Annotated in this window: 15 protein-coding genes; 13 read left to right on the top strand and 2 right to left on the bottom strand. The window is 40.8% G+C overall.

All coding sequences use genetic code 11. The features are described from left to right. Nucleotides 1-21 precede the first annotated feature (21 nt). The 10 genes from ACO6HM_RS09395 (at nucleotide 22) to ACO6HM_RS09440 (ending at nucleotide 19,470) form a co-directional block, all read left to right on the top strand. Nucleotides 22-9,669: a Cna B-type domain-containing protein gene (locus tag ACO6HM_RS09395; RefSeq protein ID WP_485390803.1), complete on the top strand. Its 9,648-nt coding sequence runs from the start codon at nucleotides 22-24 to the stop codon at nucleotides 9,667-9,669. 269 nt (nucleotides 9,670-9,938) lie between these two features. Then, nucleotides 9,939-10,850, top strand: a complete 912-nt coding sequence (locus ACO6HM_RS09400) for a hypothetical protein (protein ID WP_485390790.1) — start codon at nucleotides 9,939-9,941, stop codon at nucleotides 10,848-10,850. A 170-nt stretch (nucleotides 10,851-11,020) separates the two neighbouring features. Beyond that, nucleotides 11,021-11,941 carry a DUF3737 family protein gene (locus tag ACO6HM_RS09405; protein WP_485390791.1) on the top strand — a complete coding sequence of 307 codons (921 nt, stop codon included), beginning with the start codon at nucleotides 11,021-11,023 and terminating at the stop codon, nucleotides 11,939-11,941. A 2-nt stretch (nucleotides 11,942-11,943) separates the two neighbouring features. Then, nucleotides 11,944-13,125: a MalY/PatB family protein gene (locus tag ACO6HM_RS09410; protein ID WP_485390792.1), complete on the top strand. Its 1,182-nt coding sequence runs from the start codon at nucleotides 11,944-11,946 to the stop codon at nucleotides 13,123-13,125. 50 nt (nucleotides 13,126-13,175) lie between these two features. Beyond that, a complete protein-coding gene (locus tag ACO6HM_RS09415; RefSeq protein ID WP_208429838.1) occupies nucleotides 13,176-13,439 on the top strand; it encodes a type II toxin-antitoxin system prevent-host-death family antitoxin in 264 nt (87 codons plus the stop codon). Further along, nucleotides 13,432-13,734, top strand: a complete 303-nt coding sequence (locus ACO6HM_RS09420; protein WP_208429837.1) for a type II toxin-antitoxin system RelE/ParE family toxin — start codon at nucleotides 13,432-13,434, stop codon at nucleotides 13,732-13,734. Before ACO6HM_RS09415 ends, ACO6HM_RS09420 begins: the two co-directional genes overlap by 8 nt. Before the next feature lie 175 nt (nucleotides 13,735-13,909). Further along, nucleotides 13,910-15,652, top strand: coding sequence for an ABC transporter ATP-binding protein (locus ACO6HM_RS09425; RefSeq protein ID WP_485390793.1), 1,743 nt, complete (start codon nucleotides 13,910-13,912; stop codon nucleotides 15,650-15,652). After that, nucleotides 15,652-17,460 (top strand): ABC transporter ATP-binding protein, encoded by a 1,809-nt coding sequence (locus tag ACO6HM_RS09430; protein ID WP_485390794.1) that lies wholly within the window; start codon nucleotides 15,652-15,654, stop codon nucleotides 17,458-17,460. The genes ACO6HM_RS09425 and ACO6HM_RS09430 overlap by 1 nt, the downstream gene beginning before the upstream one ends. Before the next feature lie 62 nt (nucleotides 17,461-17,522). Next, entirely contained in the window at nucleotides 17,523-18,299 is a 777-nt protein-coding gene (locus ACO6HM_RS09435) for an ABC transporter ATP-binding protein (protein ID WP_485390795.1), read from the top strand. Next, a complete protein-coding gene (locus ACO6HM_RS09440; RefSeq protein ID WP_485390796.1) occupies nucleotides 18,289-19,470 on the top strand; it encodes an ABC transporter permease in 1,182 nt (393 codons plus the stop codon). Before ACO6HM_RS09435 ends, ACO6HM_RS09440 begins: the two co-directional genes overlap by 11 nt. A gap of 180 nt (nucleotides 19,471-19,650) precedes the next feature. Here ACO6HM_RS09440 and ACO6HM_RS09445 read toward each other — a convergent pair whose 3' ends face one another. Next, nucleotides 19,651-20,436, bottom strand: coding sequence for a GTP pyrophosphokinase (locus tag ACO6HM_RS09445; RefSeq protein WP_485390797.1), 786 nt, complete (start codon nucleotides 20,434-20,436; stop codon nucleotides 19,651-19,653). A gap of 264 nt (nucleotides 20,437-20,700) precedes the next feature. Here ACO6HM_RS09445 and ACO6HM_RS09450 point away from each other — a divergent pair, with 264 nt between their 5' ends. From ACO6HM_RS09450 to ACO6HM_RS09460, 3 genes are read left to right on the top strand one after another with little or no spacing between them, the layout of a single operon-like run. Next, nucleotides 20,701-21,780: a GGDEF domain-containing protein gene (locus ACO6HM_RS09450; protein WP_485390798.1), complete on the top strand. Its 1,080-nt coding sequence runs from the start codon at nucleotides 20,701-20,703 to the stop codon at nucleotides 21,778-21,780. A 12-nt stretch (nucleotides 21,781-21,792) separates the two neighbouring features. Continuing rightward, complete coding sequence (locus ACO6HM_RS09455) at nucleotides 21,793-22,497, top strand: ABC transporter ATP-binding protein (RefSeq protein WP_485390799.1); 705 nt, start codon at nucleotides 21,793-21,795, stop codon at nucleotides 22,495-22,497. A gap of 15 nt (nucleotides 22,498-22,512) precedes the next feature. Beyond that, nucleotides 22,513-25,941, top strand: coding sequence for an FtsX-like permease family protein (locus ACO6HM_RS09460; protein ID WP_485390800.1), 3,429 nt, complete (start codon nucleotides 22,513-22,515; stop codon nucleotides 25,939-25,941). A 118-nt stretch (nucleotides 25,942-26,059) separates the two neighbouring features. Here the strand turns inward: ACO6HM_RS09460 and ACO6HM_RS09465 are convergent. Then, nucleotides 26,060-26,909, bottom strand: an 850-nt coding sequence (locus ACO6HM_RS09465) for a PhoU domain-containing protein (RefSeq protein ID WP_485390801.1), incomplete at its 5' end; no start/stop codon positions are given.

Below are 26,909 nucleotides of genomic sequence, written 5' to 3' on the forward strand. Positions count from 1 at the left end.
AGAGACACTGAAAAGGTTAAGATTAATGTTAACAAGAAGTGGCTTGGTAAGGTAGGCGACAGGATTACACTTAAGTTAATGAACGGTAGTCAGGTTGTTGAAGAGAAGACAGTAGACGCCACATCAGCTAAGGCTAATGATGCAAAGACTTGGGAAGTTTCTTTTGAAGCAGACAAGTACGATGCAGAAGGCAATGAGATAACTTATACAGTAGTTGAGTCAGCGGTAGCAGGCTATGACACAAGTGTAAGCGGAAATCAGAAGATAGGATTTACAATTATCAACAAGGATACCGAAAAGGTTAAGATTAAGGTTGATAAGAAGTGGCTTGGAGGAGTAGCAGATCAGGTAACTATTTCATTACTTAATGGTACAATTCCTTATGCTACTAAGACAGTTAATGCATCAGCAGCTAAGCAGGGCGATGCTAAGACTTGGGAAGTTGAATTTGAAGCTCCTAAGTATAATGCACTTGGCGAAGAGATTGTTTATACAGTAACTGAGACAGCTATATCCGGATATAAGGCAGCGGTAAGCGGAAACCAGAAGAACGGCTTCACAATTACCAATACCCAGACCGGTACAGAGAAGTTCAAGGTTATCAAGAGATGGATTGGAGCAGAAGGTGACAAGATTACTGTACGCATCAAAGATGCTGATACAGGAGCTGAACTTTTGGTTAGAACTATCACTAAGACAGATGCTGACCTTAAGAGAATAACAGATCCTTCTAACCCTAACGTTACAATTTGGGAAGTACCTGTTGAGCTTGACAAGTTCGATTCTGTAGGAAGAAAGATTACCTACAGCGTTGACGAAGAGAAATTACCTAACTATGGTAAGACAGTTGTTAAGAGCAATGATGGTTTCACCATTACCAACACAGAAGAAGTTTCCTTCAAGGTAACTAAGAAGTGGCTTGGTAAGGTAGGTAACGAGGTAGTTATTTCCCTTAAGAGCGGAGATAAGGTTCTTGAAACTAAGAAGCTTACAAGCGCTGATCTAAAGGCTGGAACAAACAACACATGGGAAGCTACATTCAAGGCAGTTCCAAAGTATGATAGCTTAGGACATACAATCAACTATACTGTTGATGAGCAGAATGTAGACGGCTATGTAAAAGAAATAACCAATAACAACGACGGAAGCTTCACCATTACCAATAATGAAAAGACTCAGATTAGAGTAGATAAGAAGTGGCTTGGTAAGGTAGCAGGCAGCGTAACCATTAAGTTAATGAATGGTACAGAAGTTGTTGAAGAGAAGACAGTAGTTAAGTCTGGCGATGCTAAGACCTGGGAAGTTTCATTTGAAGCACCTAAGTATGGCAAAGACGGCAACGCTATAGTTTACACAGTAACAGAAGCAGCAATCGCAGGCTATAAGGCTGAGGTTAGCGGAAATCAGAATGATGGATTTGTTATTACCAATACAGACACTGAAAAGGTTAAGATCAGAGTTGACAAGAAGTGGCTTGGTAAGGTAGGTTCAGAGATTACCGTTAAGCTTATGAACGGTACTGAGGTTGTTGATACTAAGACAGTAGACGCGACGTCAGCTAAGATCGGAAATGCTAAGACTTGGGAAGTTACATTTGAAGCACCTAAGTACGGCAAGGACGGTAATGAAGTTGTTTATACAGTAACAGAGTCAGCAATTGAAGGCTATAAGGCTGAGGTTAGTGGAAATCAGGATGCAGGCTTTACAATTACCAATAAGGACACTGAAAAGGTTAAGATTAAGGTTGACAAGAAGTGGCTTGGTAAGGTAGCAAACCAGATAACCATTTCCTTAATGAATGGAACAGTAGTTGTTGAAGAGAAGACAGTAGATGCAACATCCGCTAAACAGGGCGATGCTAAGACTTGGGAAGTTACATTTGAAGCACCTAAGTACGGCGCTAATGGCGAAGAGATTGTTTATACAGTTAAAGAGTCAGCAATATCAGGTTACGAGTCAAATGTAAGCGGAAATCAGAAGGATGGCTTCACCATCACCAATAGAGACACTGAAAAGGTTAAGATTAAGGTTGACAAGAAGTGGCTTGGTAAGGTAGCCAACCATATAACCGTATCTCTTATGAACGGTAACAGAGTTGTTGAGTCAAAGACAGTTAACGCATCAGCAGCTAAGGCAAACGATGCAACTACTTGGGAAGTATCTTTTGATGCTGCTAAGTACGATGAAGCAGGAAAAGAAATAGCTTATACAGTAACAGAGTCAGCAATCGCAGGCTACGAAGCTAAGGTAAGTGGAAATCAGGCAGAAGGCTTCACCATTACCAATAAAGACACTGAAAAAGTTAAAGTTAAGGTTGACAAGAAGTGGCTTGGTAAGGTAGCTAACCAGATAACCGTATCCTTAATGAATGGTACTGAAGTTGTTGAGGCTAAGACAGTAGATGCAGCATCTGCTAAGAACGGCGATGCTAAGACTTGGGAAGTAGAATTTGAAGCACCTAAGTATGGCAACGACGGTAAGGAAGCAGTTTACACAGTAACAGAGTCAGCAATCGCAGGCTATACAGCTGAGGTAAGCGGAAATCAGGCTACAGGCTTTACAATTACCAACAGAGACAACGAAAAGGTTAAGATTAAAGTTGACAAGAAGTGGCTTGGTAAGGTAGCTAACGAGATAACCGTATCCCTTATGAATGGCGCTAACGTTGTTGAATCTAAGACAGTAAATGCGGCGTCAGCTAAGTCAGGCGAAGCAAAGACCTGGGAAGTTTCATTTGAAGCACCTAAGTATGATGCAGCAGGTAACGAGATAGCTTACACAGTAACAGAGTCAGCAATCGCAGGCTATGAAGCTAAGGTAAGCGGAAATCAGGCTACAGGATTTACTATTGTCAACAAGGATACCGAAAAGGTTAAGATAAAGGTTGATAAGAAGTGGCTTGGAGGAGTAGCAGATCAGGTAACTATCTCCTTAATGAACGGCAACGTACCTTATGCAACAAAGACAATTAACGCATCAGCAGCAAAGAGCGGCGATGCTAAGACTTGGGAAGTTACATTTGAAGCACCTAAGTACAATGCACTTGGCGAAGAAATAGCTTATACAGTAACAGAGTCAGCAGTTTCCGGATATAAGGCAGCCGTAAGCGGTAACCAGAACAACGGTTTCACAATTACCAATACCCAGACCGGAACAGAGAAGTTCAAGGTTATTAAGAAGTGGATTGGTGCTGAAGGCGAGAAGATTACAGTTCGCATCAAAGACGCTGATACAGGTGCTGAACTCCTTGTAAGAACTATCACTAAGACTGACGCTGATCTTGTAAGAATTACAGATCCTGCTAACCCTAACGTTACAATTTGGGAAGTACCTGTTGAACTTGACAAGTTCGATTCAGTAGGTAGAAAGATAACCTACAGTGTTGATGAAGAGAATGTTCCTAACTACGGCAAGACTATCGTAAGCAGCGAAAATAACTTCGTTATTACTAACACTGAGGAAGTTTCCTTCAAGGTTGACAAGAAGTGGGTTGGACAGATAGGCAGTGAGATTACAGTTGTACTTAAGAGTGGAGATAGAATTATTGAAACTAAGAAGGTAACAAGTGCAGATCTCAAGGCTGGTACAAACGATACTTGGGAAGTTACATTCAAGCCAGTTCCAAAGTATGATACTTTCGGACACCTTATTAACTACACAGTGGATGAGCAGAATGTAGCTAACTATGAAAAAGAAGTAACAAACAACAACGACGGAAGCTTCACTATTACTAACACCGAAAAGACTGTAATTAGAGTTGATAAGAAGTGGCTTGGTAAGGTAGCTGACAGTGTAACTATTAAGTTAATGAATGGTACACAGGTTGTTGAAGAGAAGACAGTAGCTAAGTCAGGCGACGCCAGCACTTGGAAAGTTTCATTCGAAGCACCTAAGTATGGCAAAGATGGCAAGGCAATTGTTTACACAGTAACAGAGTCAGCAATCGCAGGCTATGAAGCAGAGGTAAGCGGAAATCAGGCAGAAGGCTTCACCATTACCAATAGAGACACTGAAAAGGTTAAGATTAAGGTTGACAAGAAGTGGCTTGGTAAGGCAGCTAACCAGATAACCGTAGCCTTAATGAATGGTACAGAGATTGTTGAGTCAAAGACAGTAGATGTAGCTTCAGCTAAGGCTGGAGAAGCTAATACTTGGGAAGTTTCATTTGAAGCACCTAAGTATGGCAAGGATGGCAAGGCAGTTGTTTATACAGTAACAGAGTCAGCAATCGCAGGCTATGAAGCAGCAGTAAGCGGAAATCAGGAAGCGGGCTTTACAATTACCAATACCAATACTGAAAAGGTTAAGGTTAAGGTAGACAAGAAGTGGCTTGGTAAGGTAGCAAACCAGATAACCGTATCACTTATGAATGGCACAAACGTTGTTGAATCTAAGACAGTAGATGCTACGTCAGCAAAGAACGGCGATGCTAAGACTTGGGAAGTTTCATTTGAAGCACCTAAGTATGACGCAGCAGGTAATGAAATAGCTTACACAGTAACAGAGTCAGCAATCGCAGGCTATGAAGCAGCAGTAAGCGGAAACCAGAATAATGGTTTCACAATTACCAATAAGGATACTGAAAAGGTTAAGATTAAGGTAGATAAGAAGTGGCTCGGAGGAGTTGCTGATCAGGTAACTATTTCCTTAATGAACGGTTCTATACCTTATGCAACCAAGACAGTTGATGCCGCGTCAGCTAAGTCAGGTGATGACAAGACTTGGGAAGTTACATTTGAAGCACCTAAGTACAATGCACTTGGCGAAGAAATAGCTTATACAGTAACAGAGTCAGCTATATCCGGATATAAGGCAGCGGTAAGCGGAGATCAGAATAATGGCTTCACAATTACCAATACCCAGTCCGGAACAGAGAAGTTCAAGGTTATTAAGAAGTGGATCGGTGCTGAAGGCGAGAAGATTACAGTTCGCATTAAGGACGCTGATACAGGAGCTGAACTCCTTGTAAGAACTATCACTAAGACTGACGCTGATTTAGTAAGAATTACAGATCCAACTAACCCTAATGTAACAGTTTGGGAAGTACCTGTTGAACTTGATAAGTTTGACTCAGTAGGAAGAAAGATAACCTACAGTGTTGATGAAGAGAACGTTCCTAACTACGGTAAGACTATCGTAAGCAGCGAAAATAACTTCGTTATTACAAATACTGAGGAAATTTCCTACAAGGCAATTAAGAAGTGGGTTGGACAGGTAGGCAGTGAGATTACGGTTGTACTTAAGAGTGGAGACAAGATTGTTGAAACTAAGAAGGTAACAAGTGCGGATCTTACAGCTAATACAAACGATACTTGGGAAGTTACATTCAAGCCGGTTCCAAAGTATGACGCGTTCGGACACCTTATTAACTATACTGTTGATGAGGAGAATGTAGCTAACTACGACAAAGAAATTACCGATAATCACGACGGAAGCTTTACTATTACTAATACCGAAAAGGTAAAGGTTAAGGTAGACAAGAAGTGGATTGGTAAGGTAGGTAACCAGATAACCGTTTCCTTAATGGATGGCACAAAGGTTGTTGAAACAAAGACTGTAGATGCAGCGTCAGCTAAGTCAGACGATGCTAATACCTGGGAAGTTTCATTTGAAGCACCTAAGTATGGCAAGGATGGCAGAGTGGTAGCTTATACAGTTACTGAGGCAGCAATTGCAGGCTATACAGCAGAGGTTAGCGGAAGTCAGGAAGCAGGCTTTACAATTACTAACACAAGCGACGAAAAGGTTAAGATTAAGGTAGACAAGAAGTGGCTTGGTAAGGCAGCTAACCAGATAACCCTTTCCTTAATGAATGGCGAAACAGTTGTTGATACAAAGACAGTAGATGCTACGTCAGCTAAGGCTAACGATGCTAAGACTTGGGAAGTTTCATTTGAAGCACCTAAGTACGGCAAGGATGGCAAGGCGGTAGTTTATACAGTAACTGAGGCAGCAATTGAAGGCTATACAGCAGAGGTTAGCGGAAATCAGGAAGCAGGCTTTACAGTAACTAATACAAGCAACGAAAAGGTTAAGATTAAGGTAGATAAGAAGTGGCTTGGTAAGGTAGCTGAAAAGGTAACCCTTTCACTTATGAATGGCTCTAATGTTGTTGAATCTAAGACAGTAGATGCAGCTTCAGCAAAGGCTAACGATGCTAAGACTTGGGAAGTTTCATTTGAAGCACCTAAGTACGATGCAGCAGGCAATGAGATTGCATACACCGTAACAGAGTCAGCAATCGCAGGCTATGAGGCAAGTGTAAGCGGAAACCAGAATGATGGCTTCACCGTTTTCAATAAAGACACTGAAAAAGTTAAGATTAAGGTAGATAAGAAGTGGCTTGGAAAAGTTGCTGATGAAATTACTCTTTCCTTAATGAACGGCGACATACCTTATGCAACAAAGACAGTAAATGCATCAGCAGCTAAGGCTGGCGAGGCAAATACCTGGGAAGTTTCATTTGAGGCACCTAAGTACAATGCGGCTGGTGAGGAAATTGTTTATACAGTAACAGAGTCAGCAATAGCTGGCTATACAGCAAAGGTAAGTGGAAACCAGAAAGATGGCTTCACAATTACCAATACAGAGAGCGGCAAGAAGATCTTCAAGATCACAAAGAAATGGATTGGTGCTGAAGGCGATAAGATTACTGTTCGCATTAAAGACGCTAATTCAGGAGAAGAGCTCTACGTAAGAACTATTTACAAGACAGATGCTGACCTCAAGAGAATTACAGACCCAGCAAACCCTAACGTAACAGTTTGGGAAGTACCTGTTGAACTTGACGCATTTGATTCTGAAGGTAGAGTAATCACCTACAGTGTTGATGAGGAAAACGTACCTAACTACTGCAAGTCAATAGTAGATACTGAGTCTGGCGTAACAATTACCAATACAGAGCTTGTATCTTACAAGGTTCTTAAGAAATGGATTGGTAAGGTAGGCGATGAGATTACAGTTTCATTTAAGCTTGGTGATACAGTTCTTGAAACCAAGACAATAACTGGAGCAGCTCTCGTAGCCGGAACAGAAGACACTTGGGAAGTATCATTTAGTCCGGTTCCTAAGTACGATGAATTTGGACACGAAATTAAGTACACCGTGGATGAGCAGGATGTTGCTAACTACGAGAAGCAGATAATCAATAACAACGACGGAAGCTTCACAATTATCAACAAAGAGAACCCAACTCCTAATGACGAGAAGGTTGTAATTAAAGTCAACAAGCAGTGGGTAGGTAAGGTAAGCGAAGAGATTACTGTATTCTTAATGAATGGCACAGACATTGTTCAGGCACAGACAGTAAATGCATCAGCTGCAAAAGACGGCGACCAGAATAACTGGGAGTTCACTTTTGAAGCACCTAAGTTCGATGCCGATGGTAAGGAAATTGTTTACACTGTAATGGAGAAGGCATTAGACGGATACCTAACAGAGATAACAGGAAATCAGAATGATGGTTTCGTAATTACCAACACAGAGAACCCAACACCACACGACGAAAAGATAACCATTAAGGTTGACAAGAAGTGGCTTGGTAAGGTAGCAGATGAGATAACTGTTTACTTAATGAATGGTGCAAGCGTTGTTGAAGAAAAGACAGTAAATGCATCAGCGGCTAAGGATGGCGATGAGAATACTTGGGAGATTACATTTGAAGCACCTAAGTACGACAAAGATGGTAATGAGATAACTTACACAGTTGCAGAGGCTGCATTAGTAGGTTATACAACTGATATAGTTGGAAATCAGAATGATGGTTTCGTAATTACCAACTCAGAGAATCCAACACCTAATGATGAGACAGTAAAAGTTAAGGTAGACAAGAAGTGGCTTGGTAAGGTAGGTGAGAAGATCACCGTATCCTTAATGAATGGCACACAGGTTGTTCAGGTTAAGACAGTAGATGCATCAGCGGCAGTAAACGGCGATCCTAATACTTGGGAGTTAGAATTTGAAGCACCTAAGTATGATGCTGACCATAACGAAATAGTTTATACAGTTGTAGAGGCTGAAGTAGAAGGCTACACAACTGAGATAAGCGGAAATCAGACTGAAGGTTTCGTAATTACCAATACTGAGAAGCCAAATGACGAAAAGATTAAGATCAGAGTAGACAAGAGGTGGCTTGGCAAGGTTGCAGGCGAGATAACCGTATCTGTACTGAATGGTGACATCCCTTATGCAACAAAGACAGTAACTGCTTCCGCAATTAAGAACGGCGATCTTAATACTTGGGAGATGACATTTGATGAGTTACCTAAGTACAATGTAGCCGGAGAAGAGATTGTGTATACAGTAACAGAGGCTGCTATATCCGGATATACCACAACAGTAGAAGGTGATCAGAACCTTGGTTTCACAGTTACCAATACTGAGACCGGATGCGAACACTTCAAGGTTATTAAGAAGTGGGTAGGTGCAGAAGGCGATAAGATTACCATCCGCATTAAAGATGCTGAGACCGGAAAAGAACTCTATGTTAGAACTGTTTATAAGACAGACGCTGACATTACCAGAAAGTATCTCTTTGATAACCAGAACATAATTGTATGGGAAATACCTGTTGAGCTTGACAGATTCGACTCTAACGGTAGAAAGATTACCTACAGTGTTGATGAAGAAAACATACCTAACTATGGCAAGACAATAGGCGATGTTGAGTGTGGTGGTGTAACGATTACCAACACAGAGATGGTATCATACAAGGTAACAAAGAAGTGGTATGGTAAGGTAGGCGATGAGATTACTGTTTCCCTCAAGCGTGGTGATACAGTTCTTGAGACAAAGACAGTGACAGCATCAGCTATTAAGGCTGGCACAACTAACACCTGGGAAGTTGCATTTGGCACATATCCTAAGTATGACGGACTTGGACACGAGATTAAGTATACCGTGGATGAGCAGGATGTAGCTAACTATACAAAGCAGGTAATTGACAACAATGATGGCAACATCACAATTACCAACTCAGAGAACGGAATTGTTAAGGTAACAAAGAAGTGGGATGGATCTGTAGGAGCATTCATTACACTTAACATCAAGGATGGCGATAAGGTTGTTGCAACCAGAGTTGTAACAAAGGCAGCTGTTGCTTCAGGAGATGCTACTACCTGGACTACAGAGTTCGCACTTCCTAAGTATGATGAAACAGGTAAGGTAATAGATTACAGTGTAGATGAAGAAGACATAAGCGGATATACTAAGACAATAACAGGAAATACTCAGGATGGATTCGTGATTCTCAACAAAGAGAAGCCATATACACCTGACATCCCTGTAATACCACCTACACCAGTCTTCCCTGATCCTCAGATTCCACAGGATCCACAGAATCCGAACCCATTTGAACCACAGGTACCTGTAGAACCGGACCCAACACCAAAAGGAGTTCCAACTCGTCCTGCTGTAAGCACACCAGATCCAAAGAAACCTAATAATCCTGGAGACGTTGTTATAGTAGATGATGGAGATACACCAAAGGGTTCAGTGGTAAAGAGTAAGAAGCCAAAGGGCAAGAATCCTAACATTGAGGTTGGTGATGATAATCCACCTAAGGGACTTCCTAATACAGGAAGTGCCGATGATATGGTATTCTATGCAAATGGTTGCGTACTGCTTCTCTTAGCAGGCTTGATGATGTTTAAGAAGAAAGAGAACGAATAATCCTAAGCAGAAAGCAAACAGATGCAGCCTGATGAACATTGTTGTGTAGATATTTTCCACATACACAAGGGGAAGGTCCTTTGCGGAAACGCAAAGGACCTTTCTATTGTAAAATAATTCGTCGTATGTAGTTAAGCATCTAAACAAGCACTAAAATACAAAGAATAAAATAGGTATATTAGACCTTCATCAGGTAATGACAAGTTGATAAATTTATGAAATTGGATATAATTATATTTGTGATAAAATTAAACAAACGGAGGACACTTATGAAAAATCTATCAAAAAACTTGTTGCTTTTCATTTTGGTATTTGTAATTGCAGGGACTACAGTATCACCCATAATTGCCAGTGCCGCAAGAACAGGAAGAGTTCAGACAGTAGTTATGTACGTTGGTGAAGCCTATGAGTCAACAGACTTCTCGCAAGTTAAAAGCATTAAAAATACCAACAATTCGGTAGTTAAGACATCAAAGGGAAAAAACAATAATAAGAAGGTTGTTTTTGAAGCCAAAAAGGCAGGAAAAGCTAAGATAACCTACGTAACACAGACCGGTACAATAGTAATCAATGTAACTGTTAAGAAGTCAAAATTTGAATACAAATATTATAGGATTGGCAAGGGAGAAATCCTTGTAGAAGTTACCAATAAGACTGATGCAATATTTCAAGATGGCAAATTCAAATATTCTCTAAAGGGTACAGATGGTACTGAGTATTTGTCGGAAGTGGCATCTGTATATTCACTCATGCCAAATAAAAAGAGTTATGCAAAGATAGTATTTAATGCCAGTGCATTTGACCCTGATGTTACAAAGACGAGCATGCAGATGGTAAGGATATCAAGGTCACCGGCTTATACTTATACCAACGCAGAGAAGAAACTTAAGGTAAAAGATAGTATCAAGTCACAGACGGAGGAACAGGTAGTTGTTTCCGTTAACTCAAAGAACACAGGTAAGATTCCTGCGAGCGGCAATGTGTTCATTGTATTTTACGATGCACAAGGAGCACCTATTAACTATGTGAGCAGAAGTATTTACCTAAAAGCCGGCTTAACAGACACCACAGATGCTACCTGCTATCTTGATATGATTAACTTCGAAACAAAAGAGAGAAAAGTATTTGGCAAGTATAAGGTATATAAGAATGTCTATACAAGCGTATATACAGACAAATAAACCAACAAGGGCCTTTCAGGGATTACACCTGAGAGGTTTTTTTTGCAAAAAGGGAATTCACAGGTGACAGACATGTAGATAAAAATTCTTTCAGCCTATTTACTTATTCAAAATTTTATTGCATACTATTTAAATGAAGATAAATAAACAACCATAAGAAAGGTGGATAAATGAATAAGATAAGTAATGAGCTTCTCACGGGAGAACGTGCACTATTCCATGGTAAAGATCTTGATATAGACAGCACTATATTTGCAGATGGAGAATCCCCACTAAAACATGGTGAAAATATAAATGCTGTAAACACAATGTTTAAGTGGAAGTATCCGCTTTGGTATGCTAAGGATGTGAAGGTGAAGGACTCCACATTTTTTGAGATGGCAAGGTCCGGAATTTGGTATGGTAAAAACATCAATATAGAGGATACTATGATTGAAGCACCAAAGGAATTTCGTAGATGTGATGGTGTAAACTTAAAGAATGTATCCATTCCGAATGCGAATGAAACCTTTTGGATGTGTAAGAATATTAGGCTTGAAAATGTAGTGGCAAAGGGTGCTTATTTTGGTTTAAACAGTGAAAATGTCTACCTTGACGGGATGAATCTATATGGCAATTATTGCTTTGACGGTGGTAAAAATATAGAGGTACATAATTGCAGGCTGCTCTCAAAGGACAGCTTCTGGAATACTGAAGATGTGGTAATCTATGATTCATTTATAGTCGGAGAGTATTTTGGCTGGAATTCTAAGAATATAACGCTAATTAACTGTACAGTAGAGAGCTTACAGGGATTTTGTTATATAGAAAACCTCGTTATGAAGAACTGCAAGCTTGTCAATACAGCTCTTGCCTTTGAATATTCCACTGTAGACGTAGAAATCACAGGGAAGATTGACAGTGTCTTCAATCCAAAAGGAGGAATTATAAAGGCTAAGGAGATAGGAACTCTTATAATGGACGGAGATAAGATTAATCCTTCCGACACTAAGATTATAGTTGAAGGAGAGGCTCCAAAGCCTGTAACTCTAGCAGAGGTTGAGCTTATTTCAGGAGAAGGAAGGGAGACCGAACTTAGGAGAAGGGGGTAAATATGCATATTGAAAAGTCATTTAACTTTGATAAAGAAATAGATAGGAGAAATACCAACGCTGAGAAGTGGAAGGTAGAAGAAAATGAACTCCCTATGTGGGTGGCAGATATGGACTTTGAGGCTGCGCCAGCAATAAGAAAGGCACTTGAAGCCAGGGTTAAGCATGGAGTATTCGGCTATTCAGGGATAACGGATGAATGGTATGAGGCCTACATTGGTTGGTGGAAAGAAAGACATAATTTCACTATGGAAAAGGAGTGGCTAATTTATACTACAGGAGTAGTCCCTGCTATATCAAGCCTTGTAAGAAAGCTAACTACTCCTGCAGAGAAGGTACTTATCCAGACTCCAGTCTACAACATATTTTTTAACTCCATACTTAACAACGGAAGGGTTGCACTTGAAAGCCCCTTGGTGCTTAAGGGTAACCGCTATGAGATGGACTTTGTGCAGCTTGAAAAAGACCTTTCTGACCCCCAGACTACTCTGATGATACTCTGCAATCCACAGAATCCGGGGGGAAGGATATGGACTAGGGATGAGCTTATAAGGGTAGCAGAACTGTGTAAGAAATACGGTGTAACTGTAATATCTGATGAGGTTCATTGCGACCTTACAGTAAACAAGAAGAAGTATGTACCATTTGCAAGTGTGTCTGAGACTGCAAGAGAGATAAGCGTAACCTGCCTAAGTCCCGGTAAAGCCTTTAATATAGCAGGCCTTCATACAGCAGCGGTGTCTGTGCCAAATGAGATTCTTAGAAACAAGGTAAACAGAGGGCTTAATACGGATGAGGTGGCTGAGCCTAATGCATTTGCTATAGATGCGGCTATTGCAGCCTATACGGGTGGAGGAGAATGGCTTGACAGCCTTAATGAATACCTCGATGACAGCAGGAAGATGGTACTAGACTTTATAGCTAAGGAAATCCCTGAAATAAAGGTAGTGGAAAAGGAAGCAACTTATTTATTCTGGCTGGATGTAAGAGGACTTAAAAACGAAGGCAAGGGCTTTGCCAAGGAGCTTAGGCTTACTACGGGGCTTTATCTTACAGATGGCAGGGAATATGGTAAATCAGGTCAGGGCTTTGTTAGGATGAATATAGCCTGCACCAAAAAGAACCTCATAGATGGGCTTAACAGGCTAAAGACCGGAGTGAGGCTGTGGGAGGATAGTCATTGACATTTTGTACATAATTATGCTATAATAGCATACAAAAAAAGGAGAGAGCTATGCCACAAATAAGACCAATAACAGATTTGAGAGATACCACAGCAATCTCAGAAATTTGTCATAAAAAAAATGAGCCTGTTTTTATAACCAAGAATGGATATGGTGATTTGGTGGTTATGAGTATTGAAACATATGATGCAATGCTTGAAACATCACAGGCAGACAATGCGATAAGTGAAGCTGAGAAAGAATTTGCTGAAGGTGGAGTGCTAATTGATGCGAGAGAAGCTCTAAGTTCATTAAGGAGAAAATATTTTGAATAAATACTCTGTTAAAATCTATTCGAGAGCATATCAGGATTTGGAGCTGATTTACAAATATATTGCTGAAGAACTTTTGGAACCATCAACAGCAATGGAAATAGTTGAGGGATTGGAGAAGTCTATTTTTAGTTTAGAAGAGCAGCCGGAACGTGGTGCAATAAGGCGTATTGGAGCCTACGCAAATCAAGGGTATCGGCAGATTTTTTATAAGAACTACACTATTATTTATCGCGTTGTTAAAATGAAAAATGAAGTTCACATTATTACAGTAAGGTATACACCTAGTAATTTTTAAGTACAAGGACAGTCTTAAAGGCTGTCTTTTTTTTGGGAAAATCAAAAAATGAGAAATATATGATAATTTGATAAGATAAGTAAAAAATTAATCGTGACAAATCAAAAAATAATGGTGTACAATAGTATAACATTTATTTTAGAGTAAACAAAACCCTTAACCTGGAGGAAATGAAATGATTAAATTATTTAGGTATCTAAGGAAGAAGGATTGGCTCTTTGTCTGTATCAGCCTTTGCTTCATCGTATTTCAGGTGTGGCTTGACCTTAGGCTTCCAGACTATATGGCAGAGATAACAAGGCTTATACAGACACCGGACAGTGCACTTAGCTCTGTTGTGTGGGCAGGCATGAAGATGCTTGCCTGTGCCCTCTTAAGTATGGCAGCCATGTTTGTGGTGGGATATTTTGTGGCACAGGTGGCAGCAGGACTATCAAAAAGGCTTAGAGAAGCGGTGTATGACAAGGTTATCTCATTCTCCATGGAAGAAATGGGTAAATTCTCTACCGCAAGCCTCATTACCCGCTCCACCAATGACATATCACAGGTACAGATGGTAATAGCCATTGGTTTGCAGGCAAGTGTGAGAGCGCCTATAATGGCTGTCTGGGCTATATCCAAGATAATTAACAAGAACTTAATGTGGTCGGCAGCGACAGGAGTAGCTGTTGCATTTTTGCTGGTTCTTATAGCCATTGTCTTTGTACTGGTTGTTCCTGGCTTTCAGAAGATGCAGACTCTTACAGATAATATTAACAGGGTTGCAAGAGAAAACTTAAGCGGTGTAAGAGTGGTTCGTGCATACAATGCAGAAAAGTACCAAGAAGACAAGTTTGAAGAGGCAAATGAAGAGCTTACATCTGTGAACCTCTTTAACCAGAAAATAATGGCATTAATGTCGCCTGCAATGACTCTTATAAGCTCAGGACTCACCCTTTCTATATACTGGATAGGAGTTTATCTCATAGATAAGGCTGCCCTTCAGGATAAAATAACCCTGTTTTCAGATATGATAGTGTTCTCCTCCTACGCTATGCAGGTAATCATGTCATTTATGATGCTTACCTTCACCTTCATAATCTTGCCTAGAGCCATTGTTTCAAGTAAAAGAATAAATGAAGTTCTTGATACAAAGAATAGGATAATGGACGGAGAAGGCTGCGAGAATACCTCAGAGACAGGCACTGTAGAATTTAGAAATGTATCCTTCCACTACCCTGATGCCGCAGATGATATAATAAGTGATATAAACTTCAAGGCAAATAAGGGAGAAATGGTTGCCTTCATAGGTGCTACAGGAAGTGGCAAGACCACCCTAATTAACCTTATTCCAAGATTTTATGATGTTACAGGTGGAGAGGTCCTTGTAGACGGTGTCAATGTAAAGAAATACAAGCTCTCAGAACTTAGGAAAAAGATAGGCTATGCACCTCAAAAAGCTATTCTCTTTAGTGGAACAATAGAAGAAAATGTAAGCTATGGAGCAGATATTCCTGACAGTGAAAGACTAAACGAAGCCCTAGAAATCTCACAAGCCAAGGAGTTTGTGGAGAAACTTACCGACAATGTGAAGTCAAAGATATCTCAAGGAGCTGTCAATGTATCAGGCGGACAAAAGCAAAGACTTTCCGTAGCAAGAAGCCTTTATAACAGGCCTGAAATCCTCATCTTTGACGATTCTTTCTCTGCCCTTGATTACCGTACAGATAAGATACTAAGAAAGGAACTAAGGGAGAGAAGTAAGGGAAGTACCAGCCTAATAGTGGCTCAGAGAATAGGTACGATTATGGAAGCTGACCTTATTATTGTGTTAGAGGAAGGACGGATTGTAGGACAGGGAAAACATAAAGAACTGCTTAAGTCCTGTCCTATATACAAGGAAATCGCTATGTCGCAGCTTTCAGAGGAGGAATTGTAATGGCAGAGAGAAAGAATAGAAGAATGGGACCTGGTCCGGGACCTGGGATGATGCCCGGAGAAAAGGCAAAAGACTTTAAAAAGGCAGTTAAAGACCTTTTTAACTATATAAAACGATATATGCCTGCCATCATAATAGCCATCATTTTCTCGACAGCAGGCACAATATTAAATGTAATAGGGCCGGATAAAATGAAGAAAATCACCAACCTTATTACAGAAGGAGTGATGACATGGATAGACAAAGAGGCTGTGTTTAAGATAGCTCTAACCCTTGCCATTATGTACGGCGCAGGAGCCATACTTAACCTGCTTCAGGGTATAATAATGGCTGATGTGACCCAAAAGACTTCAAAGAGCCTTAGGAGTGACATTTCAAAGAAGATAAACAGACTTCCTCTATCGTACTTTGATAAAACTAGTATAGGTGACATACTTTCAAGAATTACCAATGATGTAGACACCATAGGACAGACAATGAACCAGAGCATGGCAAGCCTTGTGGGGGCAATAACTATGTTCTTTGGAAGTCTTATTATGATGTTTATAACCAACTGGATAATGACAGTAGTTGGCATACTTTCTACCATAGTAGGCTTTGTTCTTATGATGGTAATTATGGGCAAATCCCAGAAATACTTTGCCATGCAGCAGGAGGAGCTTGGACTTGTCAATGGACATGTAGAAGAAACCTATACAGGACACCTCATTGTCAAAGCATTTAACAACGAGGCAAAGACCAAGCAGGCATTTGATAGAATGAATGAGAAGCTTTATACATCAGCGTGGAAGAGTCAGTTCTTATCAGGTATGATGATGCCTCTTATGGGCTTTGTAGGAAACCTTGGCTACGTGGCTGTCTGTGTGGCAGGAGCGATACTTACTATGAAGAGTATGGCCAATATAGGCGATATAGTGGCATTTATGCTCTATATCAGACTGTTTACCCAGCCACTTTCACAGTTTGCCCAAGCTGGAACAAGTCTTCAGTCCACAGCAGCCGCAAGTGAGAGAGTATTTGGCTTCCTCTTAGAGACTGAAATGGACAAAGAGGAGGGTAAAAAAGACCATATCGATTATATAAAGGGAAATGTAAGCTTTAAGAATGTTAAGTTTGGCTACAACCCTGACAAAATAATAATAAAGAACTTTTCTGCCGATGTGAAATCAGGTGAAAAGATAGCTATAGTAGGGCCTACAGGTGCGGGTAAGACCACACTTATTAACCTCCTTATGAAGTTTTATGAGCTTAATGAGGGTGAAATCATTATAGACGGCACGCCTATAAGTGGGCTCAAGAGGTCGGGAGTGCACGAGGCTTTCTGTATGGTGCTTCAGGATACTTGGCTCTTTGAGGGAAGCATTAAGGACAATATAAAATATGCCAAGACAGAGGCGACAGATGAGGAAGTGAGGGAGGCGGCAAAGGCGGTAGGACTCCACCGCTATGTGAAAACCCTGCCTGAGGGCTATGAAACCATACTTAATGAGAATGTGAGTCTCTCGGCAGGACAGAAGCAGCTGCTTACAATTGCAAGGGCAATGGTTGAAAATGCTCCTATGCTCATCCTCGATGAGGCTACAAGTTCTGTGGATACAAGAACGGAAGAAGAGATACAAAGAGCCATGGACAGGCTTATGGTGGGCAGGACTTCCTTCATTATTGCTCACAGGCTTTCCACTATCAAGAATGCCGACCTCATCCTTGTAATGAAGGATGGAGACATTATAGAAAGTGGAAACCACGCTGAACTTATGGAAAAGAGAGGCTTCTATGCAGACCTCTACAACAGCCAGTTTGAAAACTAGGGCTTGAAATTTTCTGGGTTTATGTGGTAAAATTTGGCGTTATCAGAAAGGAGAAGCCGGTAATGGAAGAAATAATCAAGATTATCAACCTGAGAAAGACCTTCAAGCTCTCTGCCAAACAAAAAAAGATTGAAAAGACTAAGAAAAATGTCAAGGTGGCAGTAGATGATATTTCATTTTCAGTAAATAAAGGTGAAATATTTGGACTTTTGGGGCCAAATGGAGCAGGAAAGACCACCACACTGAGGATGCTTGCAACCCTCATCAAGCCTGACTCGGGAGATGCAATCCTAAATGGTGAAAGCATAGTAAAGAATCCCTTTGGAGTAAGAGAGACTATAGGCTTTCTTACAAGTGAGTTAAAGATAGAGGACTTCTTTACACCTAACTATCTCTTTGACTTTTTCTCTGATTTACACGGAGTTGAAACAAAGGAGAGAGAGGAGAGAAAGGCTAAGCTTTTTAGCAAATTTGGCATAGATAAGTTCGCGGAGGTAAAGGTGGGTGACCTCTCACAGGGTATGAAGCAGAAGCTCTCCCTTGTTATATCCATAGTCCACAATCCTGAAATCATCATCTTTGACGAGCCTACCAACGGCCTCGATGTAATCACCGCAAAGACTGTAGTAGACTACCTTGTAGAGCTTAAAGAGGAAGGAAAGACCATAGTTATATCCTCGCATATTTTCAGCCTCATAGAGAAGATATGCGACAGGGCAGCCATTATAATAGATGGAAAGCTTACTGCCTGTGGAGGCATTGAGGAGATAAAGGGAGGCAAGAGCTTAGAGGACAGATTCTTTGATATATATTCGGAGGTGGTAGGAAGTGAAGAATAATATTTATACAATTTTCAGAAAAGAAATGGCAAGATTTTTTAAGGATAGGAGACTTGTCCTTACCACCATCATCCTTCCGGGACTTATGATATTTATAATGTATACCTTCATGGGAAATATGATGAGAAATCAGTTTGGAGTGGATGCAAACTATGTGGCTAAGGTTTATGTAAAGAACCTGCCTGAGTCAATTAGCCCAAGGCTTGAGGGCAGTCAGTTTGAGGTAAAAAAGGTTGAGGGAGATATTGGCGAGAGTAAAAAGCTGGTTGCTGACAAAGACATCGACCTGGCTATAAATTTCCCTGAAAACTTTGACAAGGAAGTAGCAGAGTATAAGACAGGAGAGGGAGCTGCACCTCAGGTTGAGATTTACTATAACTCAGCTAACGAGGAGTCACAGGCTTCCTACAAAAAGGTTTACGATATCCTTGATGCCTATGAGACCGAGCTTAGCAACAAGTTTGATGTAAATGCAAACGAAAAGACAAGCTACGACCTTGCCAACAAAGAGGACATGACTGGAAAGCTTTTTGGAAGCCTGCTTCCTATGCTCCTTATCATCTTCATATGGTCAGGCTGTATGTCGGTTGCACCTGAGTCCATAGCGGGAGAAAAGGAAAGAGGAACCATAGCCACCCTTCTTGTAACACCTATGAGCAGGCAGGCACTTGCCCTTGGCAAAATACTTGCTCTTAGTATAATCGCCTTTTTATCCGGTGTTTCAAGCTTTGTAGGTACATTTGCATCCCTTCCTGCCATGTATCAGGGCATGGAATCTGGCGTAAATACAGCATTTTATGGGGCTAAGGACTTTGCGTACCTTTTCATCATCATCATATCAACCACCATTCTTATGGTTGCAGTGATATCAGTGCTCTCAGCATTTGCAAAGAGCGTGAAGGAGGCTACTACACTCATATCTCCGCTTATGGTGGTAATTATGGTAATGACATTCCTGCCTATGTTTAGCAAGGGAGACAGTGAAACTCCGATAACTATGTTCTTACTACCGATATACAACAGCATTCTCTGCATGAACAAGATATTTACATTTTCGTATTCAAACATAGATGTACTTATAGCAGTGGCTGCCAATATCGTGTACACAGGAGTCTTAGTATTGGTGCTTACCAAGATGTTTGACTCTGAAAAGGTAATGTTCTCAAAGTAAGAAGAAGGTAGTAAAGATTGTAAGTTAAAATATAGAATAAAGATAAATAAGGCTGTCGCACAAGATAAAACCTCACAGAGTATAGATGTCATCTATGAAAAACATCTATAACGGATATTGGTTGTCTTGAAGCGGCAGCCTTGTACTTACCTAGAGAATTGGTTGCAAGATTGAACCTTTTTAGGCTCTTCTTGGAAGACTCTTACCCAGGAAGGTATTTTTTACATTCTGCATCCTAAAGTCAAGCTCTGCACTTTCAGTTGCACATTCACTAAGCTCTCTTGAAAGCTCAGCAAGCATCTCTGGAGCTATCTTTTTGTTGTATCTAAGCTTATGTTCAAGAGAAGCCCAGAAGTCCATGGCTATGGTACGAAGCTGAACCTCCACCTTTACTGACTTCTTCTCATTTTCAAGGAAGATAGGCACAGCAACTATTAGGTGGAGACTGCGATAGCCTGAAGGCTTAGGATTTTTAATATAGTCCTTCATCTTGATAAGGGTGACATCATCCTGCCTCATAAAGCAGTCAGCCAGCTTATAGATATCATCCACAAAGGAGCAGATAACTCTCACACCTGCGATATCATCAAGATTTTCCTCAAGAGCATCAAGATCAAAAGGAAGCTCACGCCTTATTACCTTCCTTAGGATACTCTCATTGCTCTTTATCCTGGACTTGATGGTCTCAATAGGGTTACCGTCATACATCAGGGAAAATTCCTCATTAAGCACCTTAAACTTAGTTTCTACCTCCATAATAGCGCAGCGGTAATTGGCAAAAAACCTCTCTGCAGGCAGGGTATTTTCCCTTAGAAGTTCAATTATCTTCTCCTTAGCCTCTATGGAAATATCGTTAAAGTCAATGTTGCTAAGCTTATTTATAGCCTTTTCAATCTTTGACTTCTCCTTCTTACTAAAGACATCCATTAACTCATTGCCTTCATTTGTATCAAATTCATTGTTCATAATCGCCCTCACAAAATCTTTAATATTGAAATTAGCCTTTTAGCTTTAAAATCATGCATAATCATCCGATAAATTTATATATGCTTATTGTAAACCATAATAGTGAACAATTAGTGACAAATTACAAAATAAAAAATTAAGATAATAAATTCTTTTGCAAGCAAGCTTGCATCGAATTTTTTACTTTTGACACTTGTATCTTATATATTGTTAAAAGGGTAATTTTGATGTAAAATGAAGGTAATGAAATTGGGTGAGGTTCATATGAAGATAAATGGAGATGTTTTAAGGCAAAGAGTGCAAAAGGCGCTTATGATTGTACTTATCATTTTGATTTTATTCATGCTTTTTTACATAGAGAGATTTTCAAAGGTAGGCAGGCTTATCAATTACTCAGGCTATGCCAGAGGAGCCACACAGAGGATTGTTAAGCTTGAACTTGTAGGGCGCAGTGACCCTGAGCTGTTTGATAGAATCAACAAAATAATTGATGGCATGTGGAATGGCAGTGAAGAACTAAATATACCTAAGATAGAAGAGAGAAACTTTAGAGAGAAGCTTTCTATACAAACTCAGTACTGGGAAAAGCTATCCAAAGATATTCTAGACTTAAAGCAGGCAAAAGGGGAAGACAAGAAAAAGCTGACAGATGAGGTTATCAAAGAAAGTGAAGAGTATTTTGATATGGCCAATGCCACAGTATATGCGGCAGAAGACTATTCAGAAAGCCTTGCTGCACAAATGGGTATACTTGAGATAATACTGGCGGCAGTAGCTGTAGGCATCACAGGTCTTGTCATCTTAGACTTCTCAGATAAGCAAAACCTTTTGAACCTGACACAGAACCTGGGCAAAAAAGCCTATATTGATGCGCATACCGGACTTCCTAATAAGAGCCGTTGTGAAGAGGTATTTAATGGTACAGAGGTTGTCGGAGACAATGTATGCTGTGTTATGTTTGACTTAAACGGCCTAAAGAAGGTAAATGACACATTGGGACACGTTACCGGAGATATGCTGATTAAGGGCTTTGCCGACATCCTAAAGAGGTCGGTAAGAGGCAATGACTTCATCGGAAGGTATGGCGGAGACGAGTTTGCAGCCGTAATCTACGATGCAGGCGATAATAACCTGTACAGGATATTTGACCGAATTAAAGGCAATGTGAATAAATTTAATGAAGCAAATCCGGGAATGAACCTAAGCTTTGCTTACGGCTATTCATCTGCCTGTGGAAGAGAGGGTTGTACTATGTTACAGCTCCTTAAAGAAGCAGATGCCAATATGTATTGCAACAAATCAGATATGAAGAAAAACGGTGGTCAGTGTTATTGCAGAAGGTAGAAAGGAGACACCATGTCCGGTTATATTTCCCTTAAAGACGTAGTAAAGACATATAAAGTAGGGGAGAGTACGATAAATGCCTGTGACGGAGTTACTCTTGACATTGATAAGGGGCAGTTTGTGATTATAGTAGGACCTTCCGGTGCAGGGAAAACTACAGTTCTTAACATCCTCGGCGGGATGGATACACTTACCTCAGGCTCCATCACCGTAGATGGTACAGATATAAGCAGACTCCGTCCCAGAGCGCTCATTTCTTACAGGCGCGAGGATGTGGGCTTTGTATTTCAGTTTTATAACCTTATGGCAAATCTCACAGCTCTTGAAAATGTAGAGCTGGCACTGCAGATATGTAAAGAGCCTATGGACGCCAAGGTGGTGCTTGAGGAGGTCGGCCTTGCGCATAGGATGAACAATTTTCCTGCTGAGCTCTCCGGCGGAGAACAGCAGAGAGTAGCTATAGCAAGGGCTTTGGCAAAGAATCCTAAGCTCCTTCTTTGTGACGAGCCGACAGGAGCACTTGACTATGTGACAGGCAAAGAAATACTTAAGCTCTTGCAGGATACCTGTAGGGAAAGGGGAATGACTGTAGTTGTAATTACACATAACACAGCTCTTACACCTATGGCAGACAAGGTAATTCACATAAAAAACGGCAGGGTCAGCTCGTCAGAGATAAACAATAACCCTGTTTCGGTAAATGACATAGAGTGGTAAGACTGCGAGGCAGATATGAAAAATAAACTAATAGTGGATTTTTTTAGGGAAATAGCGAGAGGCTTCGGCCGCTTTATTTCCATTTTTTTTATAGTAATGCTTGGAACAGCCTTTTTTGCCGGGCTGCGCTCATCAGGAAGCGACATGAGGATATCGGCGGACAGGTACTATGACGACACTGCACTTATGGACTTTAAGGTACTTAGTACACTAGGGCTTACAGATGACGACCTTGCTGACATAAGGAAGGTAAATGGCGTAGAGTCCGTAACCGGAGCACATACAAAGGATGTGGTTCTAAGTGCCAAAAAGGCGGAAGCAGTACTTAAGCTTATAGGACTTACAAAGGGTGTCAATGAGCCTTATATAACCGAAGGAAGATTGCCAAATAAGAGTGATGAATGCCTTGTAGATACGGAGATATCCTGGTTTTCCGACTACAAGATAGGAGATAAGATAACTGTTTCTTCAGATGATGATTCTGACCTGTCTAAGGACTTAAAAAACACCACATTTACCATAACAGGATTTGGGCATCTGCCTTATTACCTCGAAAGAGGCAGGGGAACAAGTTCAGTGGGAGACGGCTCTATTGACGCATTTTTACTTATACCTGAGGAGAACTTTAAGTCAGACGTATACACAGAAGCCTATGTGAAAGCCAAGGAAACTACAGGACTTATGACCTATTCAAAGGCTTATGAGGATAAGGTAAAGGTAATTAAGGAGGGAATTAAGTCCCTTGAAGATAAGGTAAACAGCAGAAGATATGAAGAAGTCAAGCTTGAAGCAGAGGAGAAGCTAAAAGAGGCAGAAGTAAAGCTCCTTAACGGAGAAAAGAAGCTAAGTGATGCTAAAAAGAAGATAGATGATGCTAAGAAAAAGATAAAAGAAGGAGAGGAGAAGTTAGCTAAGGAGGAAAAGAAGCTAAAAGATGCTGAAGTAAGACTCCTTGACGGAAGAGATAAGCTTATAAAGGCAAAGAGAGAATTAAAGGATGGGGAGAAAAAGATTTCTTCTTCCGAAAAACTATTAGAAGATAAGAAAAAAGAGCTTAAAAAGGGTGAAGAAGACTACAATGAAGGACTTGTCAAGCTCTTAAAAGCTAAGGCAGACCTTGCAAAGGGTGAAAAAGAGTACGAAGCAGGGATTAAGAAGCTAAGCTTAGGTAAAGTCAAGTATGACGAGAATCTTTTATCCTACGAAGTAGGGATAAAGGCTTATACAGAAGCAAAGGCAAAGCTTGAGATGGCGGAGCAGGCAGGACTTGCTACACCTGAGGCTAAGGCTAAGCTTGAGGAAGAGGGGAAGAAGCTTGAGGCTGCCAAAGTAAGCCTTGATACAGCTAAAGCCGTTATTGATGAGAGTGAAAAGACATTGGCAGCGAGCAAGGTTAAGCTTGACGCAGGAAGGGCTGAGATTAAAGAGTCTGATAAAAAGCTTTCGAAAGCCAAGGCAGAGATAGAAAGCGGTAAAGAGGAGATAGCAAAAGGCAGGCAAACCCTTGAAGAGAAAAAGGAAGAGATTGAATCCGGAAGAAAAGAAATAAGAGAGTCTGAGAAGAAGTTAGCAGACTCTGAGAGAAAATTAGCAGATGGTAAGGCAAAGCTTGAGAAGGCTAGGGCAAAGCTTAATGAGAACAAAAAGAAGGTAGAAAAGGCAGAAAAGAAATATGAGAAGGAACTCCCATCAGTAAATAAGAAGCTGGAGAAGGGAAGGAAGAAGCTCGCCAAGGCAAGGAGAGATGTAGCAGACATAAAAGAGCCTGACTTTTATGTGCTTGATAGAGATATGATGGAGAGCTATGTAAGCTTCAAGCAGAATGCAGAGAGAATGGACAGCCTCGGCAATGTATTTCCTGTGATTTTCTTTCTTGTTGCAGCCCTTGTGAGTCTTACAGCTATGACTAGAATGGTGGATGAAAACCGTATGAGTATGGGCATACTCAAGGCTCTGGGCTTTAGGAGCTCTGCGATAGCGGGGAAATATATAGCCTATGCACTGCTTGCTACAGTGAGTGGAGGCCTTATAGGAGTAGCACTTGGTGAGAGGTTCTTGCCGCTTCTTATCATCAAGTCCTACGGTACGTTGTTTAGAGGCCTGCCTTACTGCTTTACACCGATAAACTATGAGCAGGCGTTCTTAGCCCTAATAGCGGCTATAATAAGTACAGTGGCTGCCACCCTGATATCCGCACTTTCACAGCTTTTTGAAAATCCGTCCTCACTTATGCGTCCTCTGCCACCAAGCTCAGGCAGGAGGGTGTTTTTAGAGAGAATAGGCTTCATTTGGAAGGGCCTTAGCTTTACAAGGAAGTCAACAGTCAGAAACCTTGCACGATACAAGAAAAGGTTAGTAATGACAGTAGTCGGCATAGGTGGCTGTATGGGGCTTTTGCTCGTGGGATTCGGACTCAAAGACTCTATCAACGAGATAGCAAAGAAGCAGTATATCAAGATATTTACTTATGATGCAAGTATTACACTCAATTCAAAGGCTACTGAGGCAGAAAAGGAGGAGGTGGCTAAAGCAGCTGCTTCATATAAGGGAGTATCTGAGGAGATTAAGATAGAGTTTTTTGCAGTAGACCTCACTCACGGAGACAAGGTGAGAAATACCTATCTCTTTGTACCTGAGGATACGAAGAAGATAAAGGACTTTCTCACTCTTAAAGATAGGACTACAGGAGTAGAATATAGCTTTCCAAGCGGAGACGGAGCATACATTTCCGAGAAAACAGCCAAGATGCTTGGTGTAAAGGTGGGAGACAGTGTAGATATCGTAAGGGATGAGAAAAAGAAGGTATCTGTTAAGATTGAGAAAATAGTTGAAAACTACGTATTTCATTATCTTTTCATGTCACCAAAACTTTATAAAAAATTATATAAAGAAGAGCCGGATTACAATACCTTAAACATAAAGTTTGACAGGTCTAAGGTAGATGAAGGAGACCTTGGAAGCAGGCTTCTCTCGTACTCAGGATGTTCGGGAGTAAGCTTTGTGGATGAGCTTGAAGAACAGATAGATAATATGTTGAAGGTACTAGACCTTGTTACCTTTGTGCTAATTGCAGCAGCAGGTCTTCTTGCCTTTGTAGTACTCTACAACCTTAACAGTATAAACGTACTGGAGAGAAAGAGGGAAATAGCTACGCTCAAGGTACTTGGCTTCTATGATGGTGAGGTGGCTGCCTATGTATACAGGGAGAATATCATCCTGACCATATTTGGTATAATAGCGGGAGTTGTATTTGGCACCATCCTCCACCAATACGTGATAGTCACTGTGGAGGTAGACCTTATGATGTTTGGCAGGAATATAGGACTTCACAGCTACATTTTAAGCAGCCTCATAACCATAGGTTTCTCGGTTTTGGTAAACCTTGCCATGTACTTTATGCTAAAGAAAATAGATATGACGACCTCTCTAAAGAGTGTTGAATGAGAGAGGCAAAAGATAATACCTTCGTGCAGGCAAGTTACATATGAATTATTTGACATTTGTATTACATAAAAAAGCTACAGAACCCAATCAGGTTTTGTAGCTTTTTTGAGACTTATAGTTATTCAGGAAGGGCAAATCTCTCCTTGTAGATGTTTCTATTCTTCTCGTACTCAGCCTTTTCAGTCTCGCTAAGGTCTCTAAGATAATCATGCTCGCTGAATATGATGTTGCCGGACTGGATTACGTTGATAGCGATGTTGGAACAATGTCCCGCAACTCTGTCACAGTAATTGATATAGTCAGTAAGCACTACGCCAAGCTCCCCTGAACATTCACCTGTACGAAGCCTTGCCACGTGTCTGTTTCTCATATTAAGTATCAGCTTGTCTATTATACTCTTAAGTGGCTCCACAGTAGAAGCAAGTTTTGTGTTCTCTCCTGTGTAACACTCCACAGCATTAACAAGAATTTCAGAAACGGCTCTATTAAGCACGTCTATGTCTTTCTTTGCGCCTTCTGAAAAGCTGACCTTTGTCTTATCCATATTCTCAGCAAGAAGTATCATACTCATGGCGTAGTCACTGATTCTCTCTATGTCGACAATACTGTGAAGCATGCCATTTATCTTCTTACCGTCTGTATCGCTGACATCAGTACCCGATATCTTTATCAGATAAGCGTTTAGCTCATCTTCAAGCTCATCCAGTTCATTTTCCACCGCTTTAATCTCGTCCTTATCCTCTTCTGTATATTTGTCAAAGACGGCTATCGACTGTAGAAACGCTTTGCTGGCTTGATTTGCCATATAGACAGTCTTAATCTTGCACTGGCCTATAGCTATACTTGGGGACACAAGGAGACGCTCATCAAGAAGTACGTGCTTTTCTTCTGTGCTGCCTTCTTTGATTACAAAGTTGGCAAGAGCCACAAGTCTCTTGGAAAATGGTAAAAGGACTATAGTAGTAGCT

The sequence above is a fragment of the Catonella sp. genome, assembly GCF_057250765.1.